This window comes from Escherichia sp. MOD1-EC7003, assembly GCF_002965065.1.
In the GTDB taxonomy this organism is placed as follows: domain Bacteria; phylum Pseudomonadota; class Gammaproteobacteria; order Enterobacterales; family Enterobacteriaceae; genus Escherichia.
In genome coordinates, this window is the sequence record NZ_PTRE01000091.1 from 26103 (window position 1) to 43768 (window position 17666).

Annotated in this window: 16 protein-coding genes; 3 read left to right on the forward strand and 13 right to left on the reverse strand. The window is 48.9% G+C overall.

What is annotated here, in order from left to right:
- Nucleotides 1–24 precede the first annotated feature (24 nt).
- The 9 genes from dtd to yihU form a co-directional block, all read right to left on the reverse strand.
- On the reverse strand, nucleotides 25–462 hold the full coding sequence (gene dtd, locus A7090_RS16470; protein WP_105274834.1) for a D-aminoacyl-tRNA deacylase: 438 nt from the start codon (nucleotides 460–462) through the stop codon (nucleotides 25–27).
- Nucleotides 459–1331 (reverse strand): virulence factor BrkB family protein, encoded by an 873-nt coding sequence (locus tag A7090_RS16475; RefSeq protein ID WP_105274835.1) that lies wholly within the window; start codon nucleotides 1329–1331, stop codon nucleotides 459–461. The genes dtd and A7090_RS16475 overlap by 4 nt, the downstream gene beginning before the upstream one ends.
- A complete protein-coding gene (yihX, locus tag A7090_RS16480) occupies nucleotides 1325–1924 on the reverse strand; it encodes a glucose-1-phosphatase (protein ID WP_105274836.1) in 600 nt (199 codons plus the stop codon). The genes A7090_RS16475 and yihX overlap by 7 nt, the downstream gene beginning before the upstream one ends.
- A gap of 140 nt (nucleotides 1925–2064) precedes the next feature.
- Entirely contained in the window at nucleotides 2065–2952 is an 888-nt protein-coding gene (locus A7090_RS16485; RefSeq protein WP_105274837.1) for an aldose 1-epimerase, read from the reverse strand.
- Nucleotides 2942–4291, reverse strand: coding sequence for an MFS transporter (locus A7090_RS16490; protein WP_105274838.1), 1350 nt, complete (start codon nucleotides 4289–4291; stop codon nucleotides 2942–2944). Before A7090_RS16490 ends, A7090_RS16485 begins: the two co-directional genes overlap by 11 nt.
- A gap of 98 nt (nucleotides 4292–4389) precedes the next feature.
- Nucleotides 4390–5823, reverse strand: a complete 1434-nt coding sequence (locus tag A7090_RS16495; protein WP_105274839.1) for an MFS transporter — start codon at nucleotides 5821–5823, stop codon at nucleotides 4390–4392.
- 69 nt (nucleotides 5824–5892) lie between these two features.
- Entirely contained in the window at nucleotides 5893–6903 is a 1011-nt protein-coding gene (locus A7090_RS16500; protein WP_105274840.1) for a zinc-dependent alcohol dehydrogenase, read from the reverse strand.
- A gap of 31 nt (nucleotides 6904–6934) precedes the next feature.
- Nucleotides 6935–7822 (reverse strand): aldolase, encoded by an 888-nt coding sequence (locus A7090_RS16505; protein ID WP_105274841.1) that lies wholly within the window; start codon nucleotides 7820–7822, stop codon nucleotides 6935–6937.
- Nucleotides 7823–7846: 24 nt separating this feature from the next.
- Nucleotides 7847–8725 (reverse strand): sulfolactaldehyde 3-reductase, encoded by an 879-nt coding sequence (yihU, locus tag A7090_RS16510; protein ID WP_105274842.1) that lies wholly within the window; start codon nucleotides 8723–8725, stop codon nucleotides 7847–7849.
- Between the two features lie 172 nt (nucleotides 8726–8897).
- Between yihU and A7090_RS16515 the strand changes: the two genes are divergently transcribed.
- Both A7090_RS16515 and A7090_RS16520 read left to right on the forward strand, forming a co-directional pair.
- Nucleotides 8898–9794 (forward strand): sugar kinase, encoded by an 897-nt coding sequence (locus A7090_RS16515; protein ID WP_105274843.1) that lies wholly within the window; start codon nucleotides 8898–8900, stop codon nucleotides 9792–9794.
- A gap of 39 nt (nucleotides 9795–9833) precedes the next feature.
- A complete protein-coding gene (locus A7090_RS16520) occupies nucleotides 9834–10628 on the forward strand; it encodes a DeoR/GlpR family DNA-binding transcription regulator (protein WP_105274844.1) in 795 nt (264 codons plus the stop codon).
- A gap of 101 nt (nucleotides 10629–10729) precedes the next feature.
- Here the strand turns inward: A7090_RS16520 and A7090_RS16525 are convergent, their stop codons facing one another.
- From A7090_RS16525 to typA, 4 genes are all read right to left on the reverse strand, one after another.
- A complete protein-coding gene (locus tag A7090_RS16525) occupies nucleotides 10730–11995 on the reverse strand; it encodes an MFS transporter (protein WP_105274845.1) in 1266 nt (421 codons plus the stop codon).
- A 102-nt stretch (nucleotides 11996–12097) separates the two neighbouring features.
- Nucleotides 12098–13078 carry a sugar phosphate isomerase/epimerase family protein gene (locus tag A7090_RS16530; RefSeq protein WP_105274846.1) on the reverse strand — a complete coding sequence of 327 codons (981 nt, stop codon included), beginning with the start codon at nucleotides 13076–13078 and terminating at the stop codon, nucleotides 12098–12100.
- A gap of 7 nt (nucleotides 13079–13085) precedes the next feature.
- Nucleotides 13086–13796 (reverse strand): GntR family transcriptional regulator, encoded by a 711-nt coding sequence (locus A7090_RS16535; RefSeq protein ID WP_105274847.1) that lies wholly within the window; start codon nucleotides 13794–13796, stop codon nucleotides 13086–13088.
- Between the two features lie 214 nt (nucleotides 13797–14010).
- Nucleotides 14011–15834: a ribosome-dependent GTPase TypA gene (gene typA, locus A7090_RS16540; protein WP_000570668.1), complete on the reverse strand. Its 1824-nt coding sequence runs from the start codon at nucleotides 15832–15834 to the stop codon at nucleotides 14011–14013.
- Nucleotides 15835–16206: 372 nt separating this feature from the next.
- On the opposite strand from typA, the gene glnA reads away from it, so the two are divergent.
- Nucleotides 16207–17616, forward strand: a complete 1410-nt coding sequence (glnA, locus tag A7090_RS16550) for a glutamate--ammonia ligase (RefSeq protein ID WP_157941470.1) — start codon at nucleotides 16207–16209, stop codon at nucleotides 17614–17616.
- The last annotated feature ends 50 nt before the right edge of the window (nucleotides 17617–17666 follow it).

Genomic DNA, 17666 nt, shown 5'->3' on the forward strand with positions numbered 1-17666 from the left:
CCCGTGACACCCCTGGAAGCTGGCTCATACCTGCAACCAGAATGTCACGGGGCCATCATTGACCAGCGATACCTGCATATCCGCAGCGAAGCGTCCTGTTTGCGTGTTCATCTCTTGCTGACGGCAGCGTTCGACGAAATAGTTATATAACGCCTCTGCACGATCCGGTGATGCACCTTTGGAAAAACTTGGGCGCATCCCCCGTTCGGTATCTGCGGCAAGGGTAAACTGGGAAACCACCAGCACACTGCCGCCCGCCTGTTGCACGTTGAGATTCATCTTGCCTTCGGCATCGCTGAAGATGCGATAGCCGAGCACACGCTCGCACAGACGGTTTGCTTTCTGTTCGTCGTCATCCTTTTCGACACCCAATAACACCAAAAGTCCCGCGCCAATTTCGCCCGTCACTTCTCCCTCCACGGTGACGCTGGCACGGGTTACGCGTTGAATTAATGCAATCATGGTTCGTCGTCTTCTTCTTGTTCAACTGCTTGTTTTAGTTTGCGGTATTCCCCGAGAGTGACAGTAATTTCTGCGCCAAGCAAGACGATACACCATGTCCAGTAGACCCAGACAAAGAGAATGGGGATCACCGCCAACACGCCGTAAATGAGCTGATATGACGGAAACATGGTGATATAAAGCGCGAAACCTTTCTTTCCTGCTTCGAACAGGATTGCGGCGACAAACGCACCAACAATCGCGTCGCGGTTAGGGACGCGGATAGTTGGAACGATGCTGTACAGCAGCCAGAAGGAGAGCCACGACAACAGCAGCGGAAAAATACGCAGCACATTGTCGATAACGGTATTGAGATCGCTCGCCCAGCGCAGGGAGAGCAGATAGGAACTGATTGCCAGACTGGCCCCTGCCAGCAGCGGCCCCAGCGTTAAAATCATCCAGTACACGGCAAATGAGTAAATTTTTGGTCGCGCTCGTTTACTGCGCCAGATGGTATTCAACGCGCTATCGATGGAGTACATCAGCAATAACGCTGTGACGATCAGCCCACACGCCCCAACGGCGGTCATCTTGTTGGAATTGGCAACAAATTGTTCGATATATCGCTGAATAACATCGCCAGTAGCAGGCAGAAAGTTGGCAAAAATAAAGTGACGCAACTGAATGCTGACGTCGGAAAACATGGGAAAAGCGGCGAAAAGCGCAAAAACAACGGCAACCAGCGGCACTAATGAAAGCAACGACACATAGGCAAGATTACCTGCCAGAGTTGTCATATTGTCCTCATCAATGCGTTGCCAGAGTAGTTTTAGCCAGGCCCATAATGGACGGGTACGGTGCCTGGCTTTGTCCTGAATGGTTTTTAGCATAACACCTTCGCGAAATAGTCCGGGATGGTGGTTTTATCTTTCACCAGAATACTGGTAATGCCTAGCTGATTAGCTCCTTCTATATTATCGGCGTTATCGTCGAAAAAGACCGTATCGCTGGGTGAAAAACCTTCTGCCTGCAAAACATGCTGGTAAATTCGAGCTTCAGGTTTGCGCATACCCAGATCTTGCGACAGATAGATATGGTCAACAGCATCACGGATTTCCGGGTATTCTTCCGGCCAGAAGGTGGTATGCAAGCGGTTGGTATTGGAAAGCACCACCACGCGATGCCCCTGCTCACGCAGTTTATGCATGATGTCGATCACTTCCGGGCGCAGCGCGACAAACACCGCCTGCCAGCCGTGAGAGAACTGCTCGTAGCTTAGCGGTAGAGCCATCTCATGACACAGCGCCTCTGCGAACGCTTCGTCGCTAATTTCTCCACGCTCATGTTGATGAAACGCCCCCCCCATGTGGAAACTCTTCTTAAGCGATGCCAGCGGAATGCGCGTTAAATCGCTCCAGGCTCCCAGCACACGGTTAAAGTCGATATCGACAATCACATTACCTAAATCAAAGATATAGAGCATTTTTGCCTCCTTTCAAACCACAAGAAATTAACTGTAGCGGGAAAGGATAGGTTTGGCTATGTGGCAATAAGGGTAATCTTGTGATGCTGATTGCGAAAAAGCAGAGTACTTTCACTGGCTTTTTCGCAATAGATGAATGGTTAAGATTCAGGTGTAAATTGCCAACGAGTTTCGATGACCAGCGGCTTATCTGGTGTCACAAATTCCGGTGTTAGATTTATTGCGTTAGGTGCCTGAGTAAGTGGGTTAACACAGGTTGCATCAGGCTGTTTATCAAATACCACCAGACTGCTTGCAGAAGAGGTCATGGTCATCGCGAGTTTACCCGGCCACAGTAACTTAACCTTCACCCCATCATAAAAGCCAAAACAGTCATCCCAGGGACCTGGTTGAGGTAGGATGTGATTTCCTGTGGGCAGTTCATCACTGCCCGGTTCTTCTTGCCAGTCCGCATCAAAAAGTACCTGCAACGACTCTGTACCTTGCGGTTCCAACTGTTTCGCAAACCAGGGGTGCCAACCCGCAGAAGCCGGGAATATATCGGCATGTGAATGGATTTCCAGTTGCAAAACCAGCGCATCGTTCTCTAACAAAAAAGTCTGAATCACTTCCCCTTGCCAGGGCCACGGTGAAGCCAGGGGCATACGTAAAGTCAGGGAATCTTTTGTTTTGTCGATGATTTCCCACGTTGAGTAACAAGCCATACCATGCAATGCATGTGGTGGTTTATTGGCGGGTAAAGAATAACATTGCCCACCAGCATTCAGCGTCGCATTTCCTAGTCGCCCTGCCCACGGTACCATGGGGAAACAGCCGTACTGGAAAGCCCTGCGTTGTGGCTGCCATTGGCGTAATACTTCAGAACCAAATGCCCGTAACGAGGTGATCCTTGCGCCATCATGCGGATAAACCTGGAGGCGAATATTGCCTTTTTCCAGCGTCACTAACTCTCCTACAGGCCCAGGCCATGGCGCGTCAAACGCCTGTTGTAGCGCCAGGTAATGCTCGTTATTCCGTTCAGTTTTCATGAGATTGTTCCCTGATGTAGCGGTAAGAAGCGGTTTCTTGTTCATCGGTCGGCTTAATCAGCCAGACGCAAACAAAGGAAAGAACTGAGACAGCAAATAAAAACAGAGCGACATACCACGGTTTTCCACCACCCAGCGCCAGCAAACTTGAGGCAATAAGTGGGCTTAGTCCACCAAGAATCGCGGAAAATTGATAGGCAAAAGAAAGACCGGTATATCGGACTGTAGTACCAAACATGCGAGTGAAAAGTGTCGGCTGCACAGCAAACATCATCGTCGGACCTAAGTTATAGCCGAGGATCATACTGCACCAGATGATGAGCGTACTTTTGCTATCCAGTAATAAAAAGAAAGGAAACGCGAACAGGACACAAAAACCCGCTCCCGATAAATACAGACATTTTTGACCTATACGATCTGATAACCACCCGACCAACGGGCAACTGAAAATACCGATCGCCGAGGCAATCAACATACCCGTCAGGGGAACATTTCGCGACAATGCTAATTGGCTGGAAATATAGACAATACCAAAGGCGTTAATAATATTAGAGGAGACACTTTCTGCCAGCCTTGCGCCCAGTGCCAATAAAATATTTCGCGGATGTTTTTTAAATAATTCAATCAGCGGAGGAACGGATTTTTCTTTATTATTCGTCGTTTTTTGCTTTTGAAAATCCAGTGTTTCTTCGGTATGTAGGCGGATAAACAGTCCAACGATCAACATCACCGCAGAGAGCCAGAACGGAATGCGCCATCCCCAGGAGAGAAACTGCTCCGAAGTAAGAAAATGGTTACAGAGCGCAAAAATCCCCGTTGCCAGCATAATCCCCACAGACGCAGCCGTTTGCGGGAGTGAACCTAAAAATCCGCGTCGGGATTCGGGCGCTGATTCAATGGTCATCAAAGCTGCTCCACCATATTCGCCACCAAGACCAAATCCCTGAATTAAACGCAGCACCATTAATATGAGCGGTGCCCAAATTCCAATTTCCTGATACGTCGGAATAAAGCCAATCAAAAATGTAGAGCAACCGACAATAGCCAGCGTCCAGATAAGTGTTATTTTTCGCCCGATTTTATCGCCAAAATGACCAAAGATGATGCCACCTAAAGGACGAGTCAAAAAACCAACGCCAAATGTCGCAAAGGAGGCTATAAGACCTATAAAAGGATCGCTGTCTGGATAAAACAGCGGTGCAAATACCAGTCCTGCTGCCGTGCCAAAAATAAAAAAGTCATACCATTCCATTAACGCGCCTGCGAAACTGCCCATAACGACACGTCTCATGGCTTTACCGGAAAGTCCTTCACGCGGTGCGGGTAACTTTTCAGACATAATTGTCCTCTCCTGGTAGGCGAGAAATCTGGGACACAAACCACTAAACGTGGGCTGTTTGAATTCATGCGCATCGGTTTAAGCCGATGCGCATGAAATTATTTCTTCAATTCAGCCAGAACCTCTGCGTCCTCAGCATCAACATTTGCACCCAAAGGTTCCCAATTAATCAATACACAGGTCAGGAATCCAAGGAATGGCACAATTGCCAACCAGTAAAACGCCTCGGTTTTCAATGCTCCCCACAGCATCGGCCAGAAAATAAGCCCGGCAATAGCACCTGTACGCATAATAGCGCGGGCAAATCCGACCCCTGTAGGACGAATAGCAGGAGGATAAGAGAGTGTGGCAATGGTCATACCTAGCCCACCAGGCCCCGCTGAATGGAAGAAAATAATTGAACCCAATAACCCTAAAGACAACCAGGGATTAGTCGTTGCCAGCACACCTAACGACAGCAATGCTAAGGTCACAACGGCAAATCCATACATCGACTGTCGGCGAGTACCCAGTCGCTGGAGAATAAACGAGCCGATCATCCCACCAGTCACCCCACAAAGGGCATTCACGACAGCAGAACCTGTCAACGCGCCAGTAAGCCCACCGCTTATTATTCCCGCCAACGTAAGAGGAAGATAAACACCTACAGCGTTATATTGCCACGCCTGCATGGTTGCCACGACACAACCAAGGATGGTGCGTTTGCGGTAACGATCATTAAATAAGATGCCATATCCACCACGGTATTTATTCTCTGCTTTTTCCGAGAATTTCGCTTCTGCTGTACCCGATGCCGCAACGCGAGCCTGAACGCCATAACGTTTTCCCAGGATGTCGCATGCTTCCTGGTAACGCCCCACACGTGCGGCCCACATCGCTGATTCACCGATAAAAACATAACGCAAAATCATGAAGATGACTGCGAAAATAGCCCCGATGAATATTCCGTAACGCCACAACTGTTCTTCCGCGATACCTGACAGAAGCAGTGGTAAAAGCACCAGATAAACAACGGTGGTCGAAACATACCAGGCCATTTGCCAGAGGTTGACAGACGTTCCGGTTTTCTTTGAGGTCGAGCCGCGAAGTTCTGCCACAGCATTAGTTGCCAAAGGGAAGTCGATGCCTAAGCCAAAGCCCATGATGACACGGCACACCAGCACCCACCAGATACTGGGCGCAATAGCTACCGCAGCGGCACCGAGGGTGCATAACCCCATACCAATAATGAATGCTCGTTTTTGCCCAAAGCGGTTAATGACTCGATTTGCTAATAAACCGCCTATTAACGCGGCGATTAATACTGAAGCGTTGACAGTTGCGGCAAGGCCCGGAGAAATGCCAAATTGAGCGGCAATGTATTTATTGCCAAACCCCACCATCGCTGCCTGGTAGGCATCAATAAGTATGCCGCCCAGTGCGATAAAAATAACGCCGATACTGGTGTTGATTGCAGAGTTTTTATTAACAATATCAATTACGTCTTGTGGCCGACTAATTGAATAAGTTGCAGGACTGGTGATTTGACTCATCGCAGTGTCCTTTTTAATTGTTGTAGGGTGGCGCTGACATGGCGCAGCGCCAGACAGAGATTTAGATAATCATTCCAACGCAAATTGCAGCATGACTTTTATGGAATCATTTTGCTGTGCGCGTTCGAATGCCGCCGCGGCATCTTCAATGGCAAATAAATCGGTAACCAGTTCACTGGTATCAAACCGCCCATCTGCCAGCCATTCGATAACGGCATCGAAATCTTCAGGGATGTACATGCCAGAGTTGAGCAAGTCACGCTCGAAACGTTGCATCATCGGTAGTGGTATTTCACGTGGCCCACTTGGCACGCCCATGCACACGACTGTGCCACCGGCATACACGCGGGTACAGGCATCGTTAAGCGTGGCCTGCGCGGCAACGACATCGATCACCCCCGTAAATCGCACATCTGCGGCCAGTTCCCATGGTGCCCACACCTCTGCAGCCCCTAGCTTTAACGCCAGTGCGCGTTTGGCCGCGTCAGGTTCAATCACGGTGATCTTTCCTGCTCCCATAATGCGCAGTGCCTGCACAATGGATAATCCAATTGTTCCAGCACCAATGACTAATACGCTCTCCAGAGAAGTCTTTGGCATCCGGTTAACACAGTGACGAGCACAAGCCGCCGGTTCGGCAAACGCCAACACTTTTAGCGGTAAAGAGGCTGGCGCGACATGGCAATTACGCGCAGGAACGATGTGCTGTGAGCGAGCAAAGCCCGGCGCACGAAAACCAGCAACCTGCGGTGGCTCACAAAGATTAAAACGCCCTGCTTTGCAGGCTCGGCATTCCATGCAAGCCATGATGGGATCGACAACCACATGATCGCCTGGCTGCACATGTTTGACATCGCTACCCACTTCCGTCACACGCGCAGCAATTTCATGACCGGGAACAACTGGTGGTTTGGCAAACGGATGACCGCCTTTCAGAACATGCAGATCCGAACCACATATTCCGTAGAACACGGGCGCAATCCGTACTTCGTGCGGTTTAAGTTCTTGGTGTGGTACTTCAACATATTGAGTGGTAACTTTCCCAATATCTGAAAATAAAACCTGGGTAATTTTATCCATCATTATTCTCCAGAATCGTTATCCATAGGGATTAGCGTTGCGCGATACCTTCATCGACAATTTCAGCCAATCGTTGTAAGCGAGGAACAGAGACATCGCGCAGCATAGTTTGTGGATCTTGTGCACCAACAACCGACGCCCAAACCGCTCGTCCTGCCAGGAAACCCGACGCGCCACCTTTCATGGCAATACTTACTGCGCGCCCAAAAATATCGGCATCGACGCCAGAAGAAAGAATTACCCACGGCATCTTCATCTGATCGTTAAGTTTCTGGCAGGCGGCCAGTAAGGTTTTTTCATCACCTTTGCCCCCTAATGGCATCTCGGCTTTATAGAGATCTGCCTCAGTGCCACCAAGCTCTGCGGCGGCGGCAACAATGGCGTTTTCACGATCAAAGTCCCAACCGCGACGAGGTGGACGCACCACAGGTTCAATAATGCTAACCAGCCCGGCACTACGGCAGCGACGAACAAATTTATCAACCATTGCCAGACGCTCCTCTGCGGGTTCATCTTCACGCCAGAGCACAAGTAATTTCATCGCCTTAGCCCCCATTTCACGGGCTTTATGCGGGTCGACGGACATATCTATTTCAACGCTATCAACCGGGATGCCATTACCTGGGATAAAAAGATCGGCAGCAACAATCAGGCCGCAAGAATTAGCAACAGCGCCCTGTTCGACTATTTGCTCAAGACAAAATTGTTTATCCGCCAGAACGGCAGAAGCATAAGGAGAAAGGATTCGGGTCGCGGCAACTTTAAAATCGGTGAGTACACCATCGGCGATAGGTTTTGGCTGCCCTGCTGCCGCAAACATCAGGCGCATGGCTTCACGCTGATCGACAGCTAACATGGCAAATCCACCACCTGGGCGGGAGATATCTTTCAGCGTAAATGGGGTGAAATGGGATGACATAGAAACTCCTGTTAATAGATAAAATTAAAGACCAGCCTGCTGGCGAACCTGATTTAGCAGGGCGCTCCAGTCCTGCCGCCCTTTGCCGTCCTGACTTGCTGCGGCGTAATAACTTTCTGCTGCAATCCCCATATTGAGTGGCGCCCCCGTCTCCCGAGCGACATCAACTGCAATACGCAGATCTTTCAACGCCAGATCCACCATGAAGGCGGGTGAAAGATCTCCTTTCAGCACTTTGCCTGGCCAGGTGGTCGTAAAATGTCCTTTCCCTGCTGCCGTACCACTCATCACCTTGATCGCGATATCAAGATTTAATCCCAGTGACTCACATAACACAGCGGCTTCGGAGGACAGCGCATTAAGCGCAATGCTCATATAATTGTTAATTAGCTTCACGCGGATCCCCATTCCTGGGCCACCAGCCTCGACCAGCTCATTACCCATGCACATGAGAATCGGGCGTGCACGCGCAATCTGCTCATCGGTGCCACCCGCTAAAATCAGCAATGTGCCATCAATCGCATTCACGGACGTTCTGCCCACGGGGGCGTCCATCATGCTGATGCTTTTTTCTTGTAATTCCCGTATTAATGCATCGGTCTGTAAGGGATGAATGGTAGACATATCAATCAATAACGCATCAGATGATACGGTTTCACAGACACCTTTTTCCCCTAACAACACTTGCCGAACAATGTCACCATTGGGAAGCATTGTGATGATAAATTCAGCGCCTGCTGCCGCTTCCGCTGGGGTTTGTGCCGCAGTAGCCCCCTGCGTGACTAGCGCATCGACGGCCTGTGCATTGACATCAAATACCTGCAATGAATGCCCTTTTTGCAATAGATTGTTAGCCATTGGGCTACCCATCTGCCCTAGCCCGAGAAATGCAATGGTTGCCATGAATACTCTCCTGTCTGACATTGACAAAATAATGACAATTTAAAATTCGTTTTCGTCTGTTTTTGAGCATATTTGTAATTTATGTTCAAAAACACGACACGCATCACTAATTTGATCATTTGTGTCATTTAAATTGACCAGAGACGACAAAATTAAACAGGACAAGACAAATATGACCAGAATTGCATGTGTAGGTATCACTGTTCAGGACAGGATTTATTCTTTGCCCACTCTGCCTGAGGGCGGCGGGAAATATCAGGCAAATCATTATCTTGAGATTGGTGGTGGCCCAGCAGCAACAGCCGCTGTTGCAATCGCAAAACTTGGCGTAGAGGTTGATTTCATCGGTCGCGTCGGCGATGACAGTTGCGGAAATACCTTATTTGCAGAACTTGAGAGTTGGGGCGTCAATACGGCATTTTGCCGCCGATATCCGAACGCCCGTTCGTCGCAATCAGCGATCCTCGTTGATCAACATGGAGAAAGGATTATCGTTAATTATCCAAGTCCCGATCTCGGTAATGATGCTGAATGGTTAGAAGCGATCGATTTCTCTCTTTATGATCTGGTCCTGGCCGATGTTCGCTGGCATAGCGGCACCGAAAAAGCATTCTCGCAAGCGCGCCTTGCGGGTGTGACAACGCTTTTAGACGCCGATATGACACCGCAGGATATTTCTCCACTTGTCGCGCTTGCCGATCACGCCGTGTTCTCAACGCCAGGGCTGAAACGCATGACTGGCCTTCAGTCACCTGAGGAAGGCTTGTATCGGGCAACGACACAAACTGCGGGTAAAGTGTATGTCACGCTGGGTTCTGAAGGTTCATTGTGGATTGAAGATAATCATTTGTGTCAACAGGATGCATTTTCTGTCAATGTGGTTGATACGACTGGAGCAGGCGATGTTTTTCACGGTGCGCTCGCGGTAGCATTGGCAGAAAAAATGCCAACAAAAGAGGCTATTCGTTTTGCCAGTGCGGTTGCCGCGATGAAATGTACCCAGCCAGGCGGTCGGGCTGGCATTCCTAATCGTGAGCAAACCGAATCATTTTTGTCACTTTATGCGTAAAATGGTAAACATCTATCGAGGAGGGGCAAGGGAGTATTCATGAGTATCATCGAAGTGACAGGTAATCCACGCCATGACCAACTCGTTCATCTAATCGCAGAACGCGGTTATATGAATATTGAAGAACTGGCACAACTGCTGGATGTTTCAACGCAAACCGTGCGCCGGGATATCCGAAAACTAAGTGAGCAGGGGTTGATCACCCGTCATCATGGAGGGGCCGGGCGTGTCTCCAGCGTCATGAATACCGCTTTTGAGCAGCGGGAACTTTCGCTTACCTCCGAGAAACGAGCGATCGCTGAGGCGGTCGCTGATTACCTTCCCGAACGCTGTACCATTTTTATCACCATTGGAACAACCGTAGAAGCCGTTGCCAGGGCATTACTCAACAGGCGTGATTTACGCATTATCACTAACAGCTTGCGTGTGGCACAGATTCTTTATAAGAATCAGGATATTGAAGTGATGGTGCCGGGAGGTACTTTACGCGCCCATAACGGCGGGATCATCGGCCCTGGAGCCGTGGATTTTATTGAAGGTTTCCGCGCAGACTATTTAATCACCAGTATTGGTGCCATTGAGCATGACGGCACCCTGCTGGAATTTGATGTCAATGAAGCGTTAGTCGCGAGAACGATGATTAAACATGCGCGGAATACATTGCTAGTGGCAGATCATACTAAGTTTGCCGCTTCGGCTGCGGTTTCAATTGGCAATGCACGGAATGTCAGGGCTTTTTTTACTGATGCTCCCCCTCCCAATTCTTTCTGCCAGTTGTTAAGTGAAGAGAATGTTGAACTGGTGGTTGCCGAGCAAGAAATTTCCGGAAATTGAAATTTCGAAAAATCCGCTGGAGATTTCAGCGGATTTTGTTTTGCCGAATGCGACGGTTGATACGGTTTTCGTTGGCCGGATTAAGCACATCCGGCCATTAATTAAGATTCAGCCTCCAGCATCTCTTTCTTACGTTGGCTAATACGCTTAACCAGCATTACAGAAACCACCGCACCGCAGAATGCGAAGCAGGCCATAATGCCAAACACGATTTTATAGCCAATAATCCCTGGGTTTAAATCCAGAATGTAGCCGTATAGGCTGAAGCAGAACATCGCCGGAGCGTAACCGATAAAGCTACCCAGCGCCATTGCCGCACCTGTTTTATTTTCAGCAATTTTCGCTTCGCCAATAGGCGCAAAGAATACCGCTCGCTGCGTAAAGACAATTGCGCCAAAGCCCAACGTACATGCCATCCCTAAATAGACCGGCATGCTTTCGTGCGGCAGCATAATCAACAGTACGAGTGCCGCGGTGCTGATAATAAAGGTGTAGCACAGATATTTACTTGGTGATTTCAGGATTTTATCTGAAATCATGCCACCAATAGGTCCACCGATCATTTTGAGGCAGTATTGGTTAATGATGCCGTAAGCCCCCACCAGCGCAACGGGCAGCAGATAGATGTTTTTCAGGAATGGAATGAAGAATGTCAGGCCACAATACACCGCGTAGACGAAGAAAACGTTGAAAGCGATAAGCCAGATGGTTTTGTCTTTCAGCACCGAAGTCATACTGGTGTTTTGCGATGCTCCGTCTTCTTTTTTCACCTCCACGGACGGTGCCTCTTCTTTGTCATTCAGGACAAAGAAAATGATAATGCCCACGGCAATCACAATGAGGGAATAGAACCAGATGCCCGCTTTAAAGCCCAATAAGCCACTGCCGAACCAGGTAAACACTGCCAGCGCAGAAAATGCCACCACGGTATCGACAATGCCACGCCCTGTTTCGAAGAAACCAAACAAACGACCTTGTTGTTCGCTATTGCCCAGTCGACTTACCGACTTGAGCAAGACAGGCCAGTTCATCATGTCGCAAGTAACGCCAAATAGCGCCCAGACAAAGAGGATGCCCCAATAACCTGGCATTGTAGTCAGATAAACACCCAGTAATCCCGTCGCAATGAGTGAGAATGACATGGTGTATCTGCGCGGTAGTTTATCGGCAAAATAAATAGACAGAAAAAAGCCCACTGTCGTAACAAATGAGTTTACCGACATAGCATTACCAATTTGACCATTGGTCAAATGGAAATACTCCTGCATTGGGATATAAAACGCATCTTTCAGAGACGGCAATTTATAAATTGTACCGCCACACAGTGTTAATAGACTAAATAACGCCCATTTCTTTTTTGTGAGCATAACATCCCCTAAGCGATTTTTAAAATCACTATTTCAAAGGCAATAAGATACCGTCCATTCTTATAGAATGGTTTTTATTAACAGCGGATGAGTTATAACTTATTAGTTGTTCAGAAGATGACTTGCCTCTTGTTTGATTTGTTGTAGTACGTTACGCACATGATTTATCTGATTAATTGCATCTTCTTTTTCTTTACGTAACCGCTCATCCAGTAAATGATTTTCTGGTAGTGGTGTTTCACTCATCTGGCGATAAGGGATCCACGGATTATCACCTTCGTCTTCAAAACGGAATGCCGGAGCATAATAATCAACTTCTTCTTCCAGGCCATATGCCGTCACCTGCGGTTCATCATCACCCAGACAGATAAGATGCGTTAATAATGCTTTGAACGGCATATCACCCTGACCTGAAATGCAGGCTTTATGACCCAAGCCACCTTGTTCTTTAACGATCAAGGCATCTTTGATATGGACCTGGGTGATATACGGTGCCATCGTTTTTAAGGCGTCTATGGGATGCTCATTTGCATTGATCATGTTCGCAAAATCAAACAGTAAGGAAAGAGACTCCATCCCACTATCTTTGACCAGCGACACCAGCTCATGGCTTTTTAAATCTTCATGCTGCTCGATCGTAAAGGTCAGGCCGCTGTCCTGATACGTTTCCCGTACATAGGTAATGTCTTTAGCGATGAGCGATAATACGTCGCGCAAATTACCTTCATAACGCGGATAAAAACGCACGGACGATGCCCCTGTTTTCAACGCGATGGCGACGGCTTCGTCAATAGATGCCTTATCTGAGGCGCTAGTTTCAATATGAATATCAAGGTTCAGACGGCTGGCTTTATCGCCAAAGGCAGAGAGTTCTTTATCGGTCATATTACCAAGAGAAAAACGCTCGCCATCCAGAACATTAATTTTGACGCCTCGCAGATTATTTTCACTCGCAATATCAAGTAAATCAGCAGGCAATACTCTTTCCAGCCGCATATTTAAATGAAAGGCATAGGCATGTAAATAAAGAGGAAGAGTATCGACACGTTGTAGAATCTTTCTTGCGTTATTTGTTGTCAACATAAAACACCTACAGATTAATGATGAGGTCTACAGCCTCAAATCGCCAATATTCAATATCTATCTGGACAATATTACCTTGCTGATCAGCGCGATGCTTTTCAATTAAGATTGCAGGCATACCCGCAGAACCGCCAAGATACTTGCTGATATCGCCCGGCATTCTGACGGGTTTGAAAATCAATTTTTTTACTACCGTCTCTTTTTGGTAGCACTTTTCCCAGACAGCAGAAAATGAGTGGTTTTCAAGTTGCTCAATAAAACCGGGAGCAACTTCAGAATTAATATATGTTTCGTGATAGAAAACTTTATGTCCTTCCAGCGCCCCCCAGCCGGTAATGCGATAGAGTTCAGTTGATGGCGTCACTGCAATCAGTGGCGCGAGCGTCTCGGGAATGTCGCTGGTACAGATTTTCTCAGTAAAGCCCCAGGAAGGTTCCCGCCCTTGCTCAATTGCGGCCCGCTGAAAGCTCGCCGATAACTCAGGACTGTAATTAAATCGCGGCTGAGTCACGAACCACCCTTTACGATCCTTACGGAAGATTTTGGATTCTGCCTCAAGGTTCAGCAACGCCTGGCGCAGCGTCATACGTTTAATGCCCAGCAGCTCTCCCAGCTCTCTTTCTGAAGGGAGTTTTCCACCCGGCGTGGTGATGCCATCTTTCAACCACCGATCCAGTTTCTCTTTTGCATTTTCTACGGTGGATTGATTCTCGGCCATTGTTTAATCCTTTTGGTTTAAACCAGATGAGGCATCTTACGCTTACGCCAAAAAAGAAAGCAATTAACGGCGTATGACTTTGCAGATAATTGTGACAAAGCTCTCTATTGCAGTAAGCACAGACTTACAAAGGAGATACTCGCACTGGTGAGAACTTACGACAGGCAAAAAAAACCTGCCATCGCAGGCAGGTTTTTTATGACTAAAAGCGAAATTAATCGTCTTTCGGCGCACGGTTGGCGCGACGACGATCGTTTTCCGTCAGGTGACGTTTACGAATACGGATAGAGGTCGGAGTCACTTCTACCAGTTCGTCATCATCGATGAACTCCAGAGCTTGTTCCAGAGTCATGCGGATAGGTGGAACCAGAACAACGGCTTCGTCAGTACCGGAAGCACGCATGTTGGTCAGTTTCTTACCGGTCAGGCAGTTTACAGTCAGGTCGTTAGAGCGGCTGTGAATGCCGATAATCTGACCTTCGTAAACTTCTGCACCGTGACCGAGGAACAGCTTACCGCGATCCTGCAGACCGAACAGCGCGAACGCGACCGCTTTACCCTGACCGTTAGAGATCAGTACGCCGTTCTGACGCTGACCCACTTCACCCGGACGCACGTCGTCGTAGTGGCTGAAGGTGGAGTACAGCAGACCAGTACCGGAAGTCATGGTCATGAACTCAGAACGGAAGCCAATCAGACCACGGCTTGGGATCACGTAGTCGAGACGTACGCGGCCTTTACCGTCTGGATTCATGTTTTTCAGGTCGCCTTTACGTTCGCCCAGCGCCTGCATCACAGAACCCTGATGCTGTTCTTCAACGTCCAGAGTCACGTTTTCATACGGCTCTTGTTTACGACCGTCGATTTCACGGAAGATAACTTTCGGACGGGATACCGCCAGTTCGAAACCTTCACGACGCATGTTTTCGATAAGAACAGACAGGTGCAGTTCGCCACGACCAGAAACGCGGAACGCATCGGCGTCTTCGGTTTCTTCTACGCGCAGCGCAACGTTGTGTACCAGTTCTTTGTTCAGACGATCCAGGATCTGACGAGATGTTACGAACTTACCTTCTTTACCGCAGAACGGCGAGGTGTTAACGCAGAAGAACATAGAAACGGTCGGCTCATCAACAGAGAGTGCCGGCAGCGCTTCAACGTTTTGCGTGTCGCAAACGGTATCAGAAATGTTCAGTTCGCCAAGACCCGTGATCGCCACGATATCGCCAGCCTCTGCCAGATCGGTTTCGATACGTTCCAGACCGAGGTGGCCCAGCACTTTACCGACTTTCGCGTTGCGGGTTTTGCCTTCGCTATCGATGATAGTAACTTGCTGGTTCGGCTTCACTTTACCGCGCTTGATGCGGCCAATGCCGATAACGCCAACATAGCTGTTGTAATCGAGCTGAGAAATCTGCATCTGGAACGGACCGTCAAGGTCAACGTCCGGCGCAGGAACATGGTCAACAATCGCCTGATACAGCGGAGTCATGTCTTCCGCCATATCTTCGTGGTCCAGACCCGCGATACCATTCAGCGCAGAAGCGTAAACAATCGGGAAGTCCAGTTGCTCGTCGGTCGCGTCAAGGTTAACGAACAGGTCGAATACCTGATCCACAACCCAGTCAGGACGCGCACCAGGACGGTCAACTTTGTTGATAACAACAATCGGCTTCAGGCCGTAAGCAAACGCTTTTTTGGTTACGAAGCGCGTTTGCGGCATCGGGCCGTCAAATGCGTCAACCACCAGCAGCACTGAGTCTACCATGGACATTACACGTTCAACTTCACCACCGAAGTCGGCGTGCCCCGGGGTATCAACGATATTGATACGGTAATCATTCCATTTGATAGCGGTGTTTTTCGCGAGGATGGTAATCCCACGCTCTTTCTCCAAATCGTTGGAGTCCATCACGCGCTCTTGGGTTTCGGCACGAGAGTCGAACGTACCGGATTGTTGGAGCAGCTTGTCTACCAAGGTGGTTTTACCATGGTCTACGTGCGCGATGATGGCGATATTACGCAATTTTTCGATCACAACTTTGCCTCAGGCATTAGAAATAGCGCGTTATTGTACACGGATTAATCGCACTACAAAACAGGATCACAAACATCCTCCGCAAACAAGTATTGCAGAGTCCCTTTGTGATCGCTTTCACGGAGCATAAAAAGGGTTATCCAAAGGTCATTGCACCAATATGGTGCTTAATGTTTCCATTGAAGCACTATATTGGTGCAACATTCACATCATGGTGCAGCCCTTTTGCACGATGTTAAGCATGATAACGCCTTTTAGGGGAAATTTAAAAGTTGGCACAGATTTCGCTTTATCTTTTTTACGGCGACACGGCCAAAATAATTGCAGATTTCGTTACCACGACGACAATGACCAATCCAGGAGAGTTAAAGTATGTCCGCTGAACACGTACTGACGATGCTGAACGAGCACGAAGTGAAGTTTGTTGATTTGCGCTTCACCGATACCAAAGGTAAAGAACAGCACGTCACTATCCCTGCTCATCAGGTGAATGCTGAATTCTTCGAAGAAGGCAAAATGTTTGACGGCTCCTCGATTGGCGGCTGGAAAGGCATTAATGAATCCGACATGGTGCTGATGCCAGACGCATCCACCGCAGTGATTGACCCGTTCTTCGCGGACTCTACCCTGATTATCCGTTGCGATATCCTTGAACCTGGCACCCTGCAAGGCTATGACCGTGACCCGCGCTCTATTGCGAAGCGCGCCGAAGATTACCTGCGTTCCACTGGCATTGCCGACACCGTATTGTTCGGGCCAGAACCTGAATTCTTCCTGTTCGATGACATCCGTTTCGGGACGTCTATCTCCGGTTCTCACGTTGCCATCGACGATATCGAAGGTGCATGGAACTCCTCCACCCAATACGAAGGTGGTAACAAAGGTCACCGTCCGGCAGTGAAAGGCGGTTACTTTCCAGTTCCACCGGTAGACTCCGCTCAGGATATTCGTTCTGAAATGTGTCTGGTGATGGAACAGATGGGCCTGGTGGTTGAAGCCCATCACCACGAAGTAGCGACTGCAGGTCAGAACGAAGTGGCTACCCGCTTCAATACCATGACCAAAAAAGCTGACGAAATTCAGATCTACAAATATGTTGTGCACAACGTGGCGCACCGCTTCGGTAAAACCGCGACCTTTATGCCAAAACCGATGTTCGGTGATAACGGCTCCGGTATGCACTGCCACATGTCGCTGTCTAAAAACGGCGTCAACCTGTTCGCAGGCGATAAATATGCAGGTCTGTCTGAGCAGGCGTTGTACTACATTGGCGGCGTAATCAAACACGCGAAAGCAATTAACGCCCTGGCAAACCCGACCACCAACTCTTACAAGCGTCTGGTCCCAGGCTATGAAGCACCGGTAATGCTGGCTTACTCTGCGCGTAACCGTTCTGCGTCTATCCGTATTCCAGTGGTTTCTTCTCCGAAAGCGCGTCGTATCGAAGTGCGTTTCCCGGACCCGGCTGCTAACCCATACCTGTGCTTTGCTGCCCTGCTGATGGCCGGTCTTGATGGTATCAAGAACAAGATCCATCCGGGCGAAGCGATGGACAAAAACCTGTACGACCTGCCGCCGGAAGAGGCGAAAGAGATCCCACAGGTTGCAGGCTCTCTGGAAGAAGCACTGAACGAACTGGATCTGGACCGCGAGTTCCTGAAAGCCGGTGGCGTGTTCACTGATGAAGCGATCGATGCGTACATCGCTCTGCGTCGCGAAGAAGATGACCGCGTGCGTATGACTCCGCACCCGGTAGAGTTTGAGCTGTACTACAGCGTCTAATCGTTGAAGTTGTACTACCCGGCGCAACAACGCCGGGATTTAGTTGCCGT

What these genes read in the sequence shown, in the direction of transcription:
- dtd (WP_105274834.1), bottom strand. Translation starts at nt 462, where the DNA reads ATGATTGCATTAATTCAACGCGTAACCCGTGCCAGCGTCACCGTGGAG.
- A7090_RS16475 (WP_105274835.1), bottom strand. Translation starts at nt 1,331, where the DNA reads ATGCTAAAAACCATTCAGGACAAAGCCAGGCACCGTACCCGTCCATTA.
- yihX (WP_105274836.1), bottom strand. Translation starts at nt 1,924, where the DNA reads ATGCTCTATATCTTTGATTTAGGTAATGTGATTGTCGATATCGACTTT.
- A7090_RS16485 (WP_105274837.1), bottom strand. Translation starts at nt 2,952, where the DNA reads ATGAAAACTGAACGGAATAACGAGCATTACCTGGCGCTACAACAGGCG.
- A7090_RS16490 (WP_105274838.1), bottom strand. Translation starts at nt 4,291, where the DNA reads ATGTCTGAAAAGTTACCCGCACCGCGTGAAGGACTTTCCGGTAAAGCC.
- A7090_RS16495 (WP_105274839.1), bottom strand. Translation starts at nt 5,823, where the DNA reads ATGAGTCAAATCACCAGTCCTGCAACTTATTCAATTAGTCGGCCACAA.
- A7090_RS16500 (WP_105274840.1), bottom strand. Translation starts at nt 6,903, where the DNA reads ATGGATAAAATTACCCAGGTTTTATTTTCAGATATTGGGAAAGTTACC.
- A7090_RS16505 (WP_105274841.1), bottom strand. Translation starts at nt 7,822, where the DNA reads ATGTCATCCCATTTCACCCCATTTACGCTGAAAGATATCTCCCGCCCA.
- yihU (WP_105274842.1), bottom strand. Translation starts at nt 8,725, where the DNA reads ATGGCAACCATTGCATTTCTCGGGCTAGGGCAGATGGGTAGCCCAATG.
- A7090_RS16515 (WP_105274843.1), top strand. Translation starts at nt 8,898, where the DNA reads ATGACCAGAATTGCATGTGTAGGTATCACTGTTCAGGACAGGATTTAT.
- A7090_RS16520 (WP_105274844.1), top strand. Translation starts at nt 9,834, where the DNA reads ATGAGTATCATCGAAGTGACAGGTAATCCACGCCATGACCAACTCGTT.
- A7090_RS16525 (WP_105274845.1), bottom strand. Translation starts at nt 11,995, where the DNA reads ATGCTCACAAAAAAGAAATGGGCGTTATTTAGTCTATTAACACTGTGT.
- A7090_RS16530 (WP_105274846.1), bottom strand. Translation starts at nt 13,078, where the DNA reads ATGTTGACAACAAATAACGCAAGAAAGATTCTACAACGTGTCGATACT.
- A7090_RS16535 (WP_105274847.1), bottom strand. Translation starts at nt 13,796, where the DNA reads ATGGCCGAGAATCAATCCACCGTAGAAAATGCAAAAGAGAAACTGGAT.
- glnA (WP_157941470.1), top strand. Translation starts at nt 16,207, where the DNA reads ATGTCCGCTGAACACGTACTGACGATGCTGAACGAGCACGAAGTGAAG.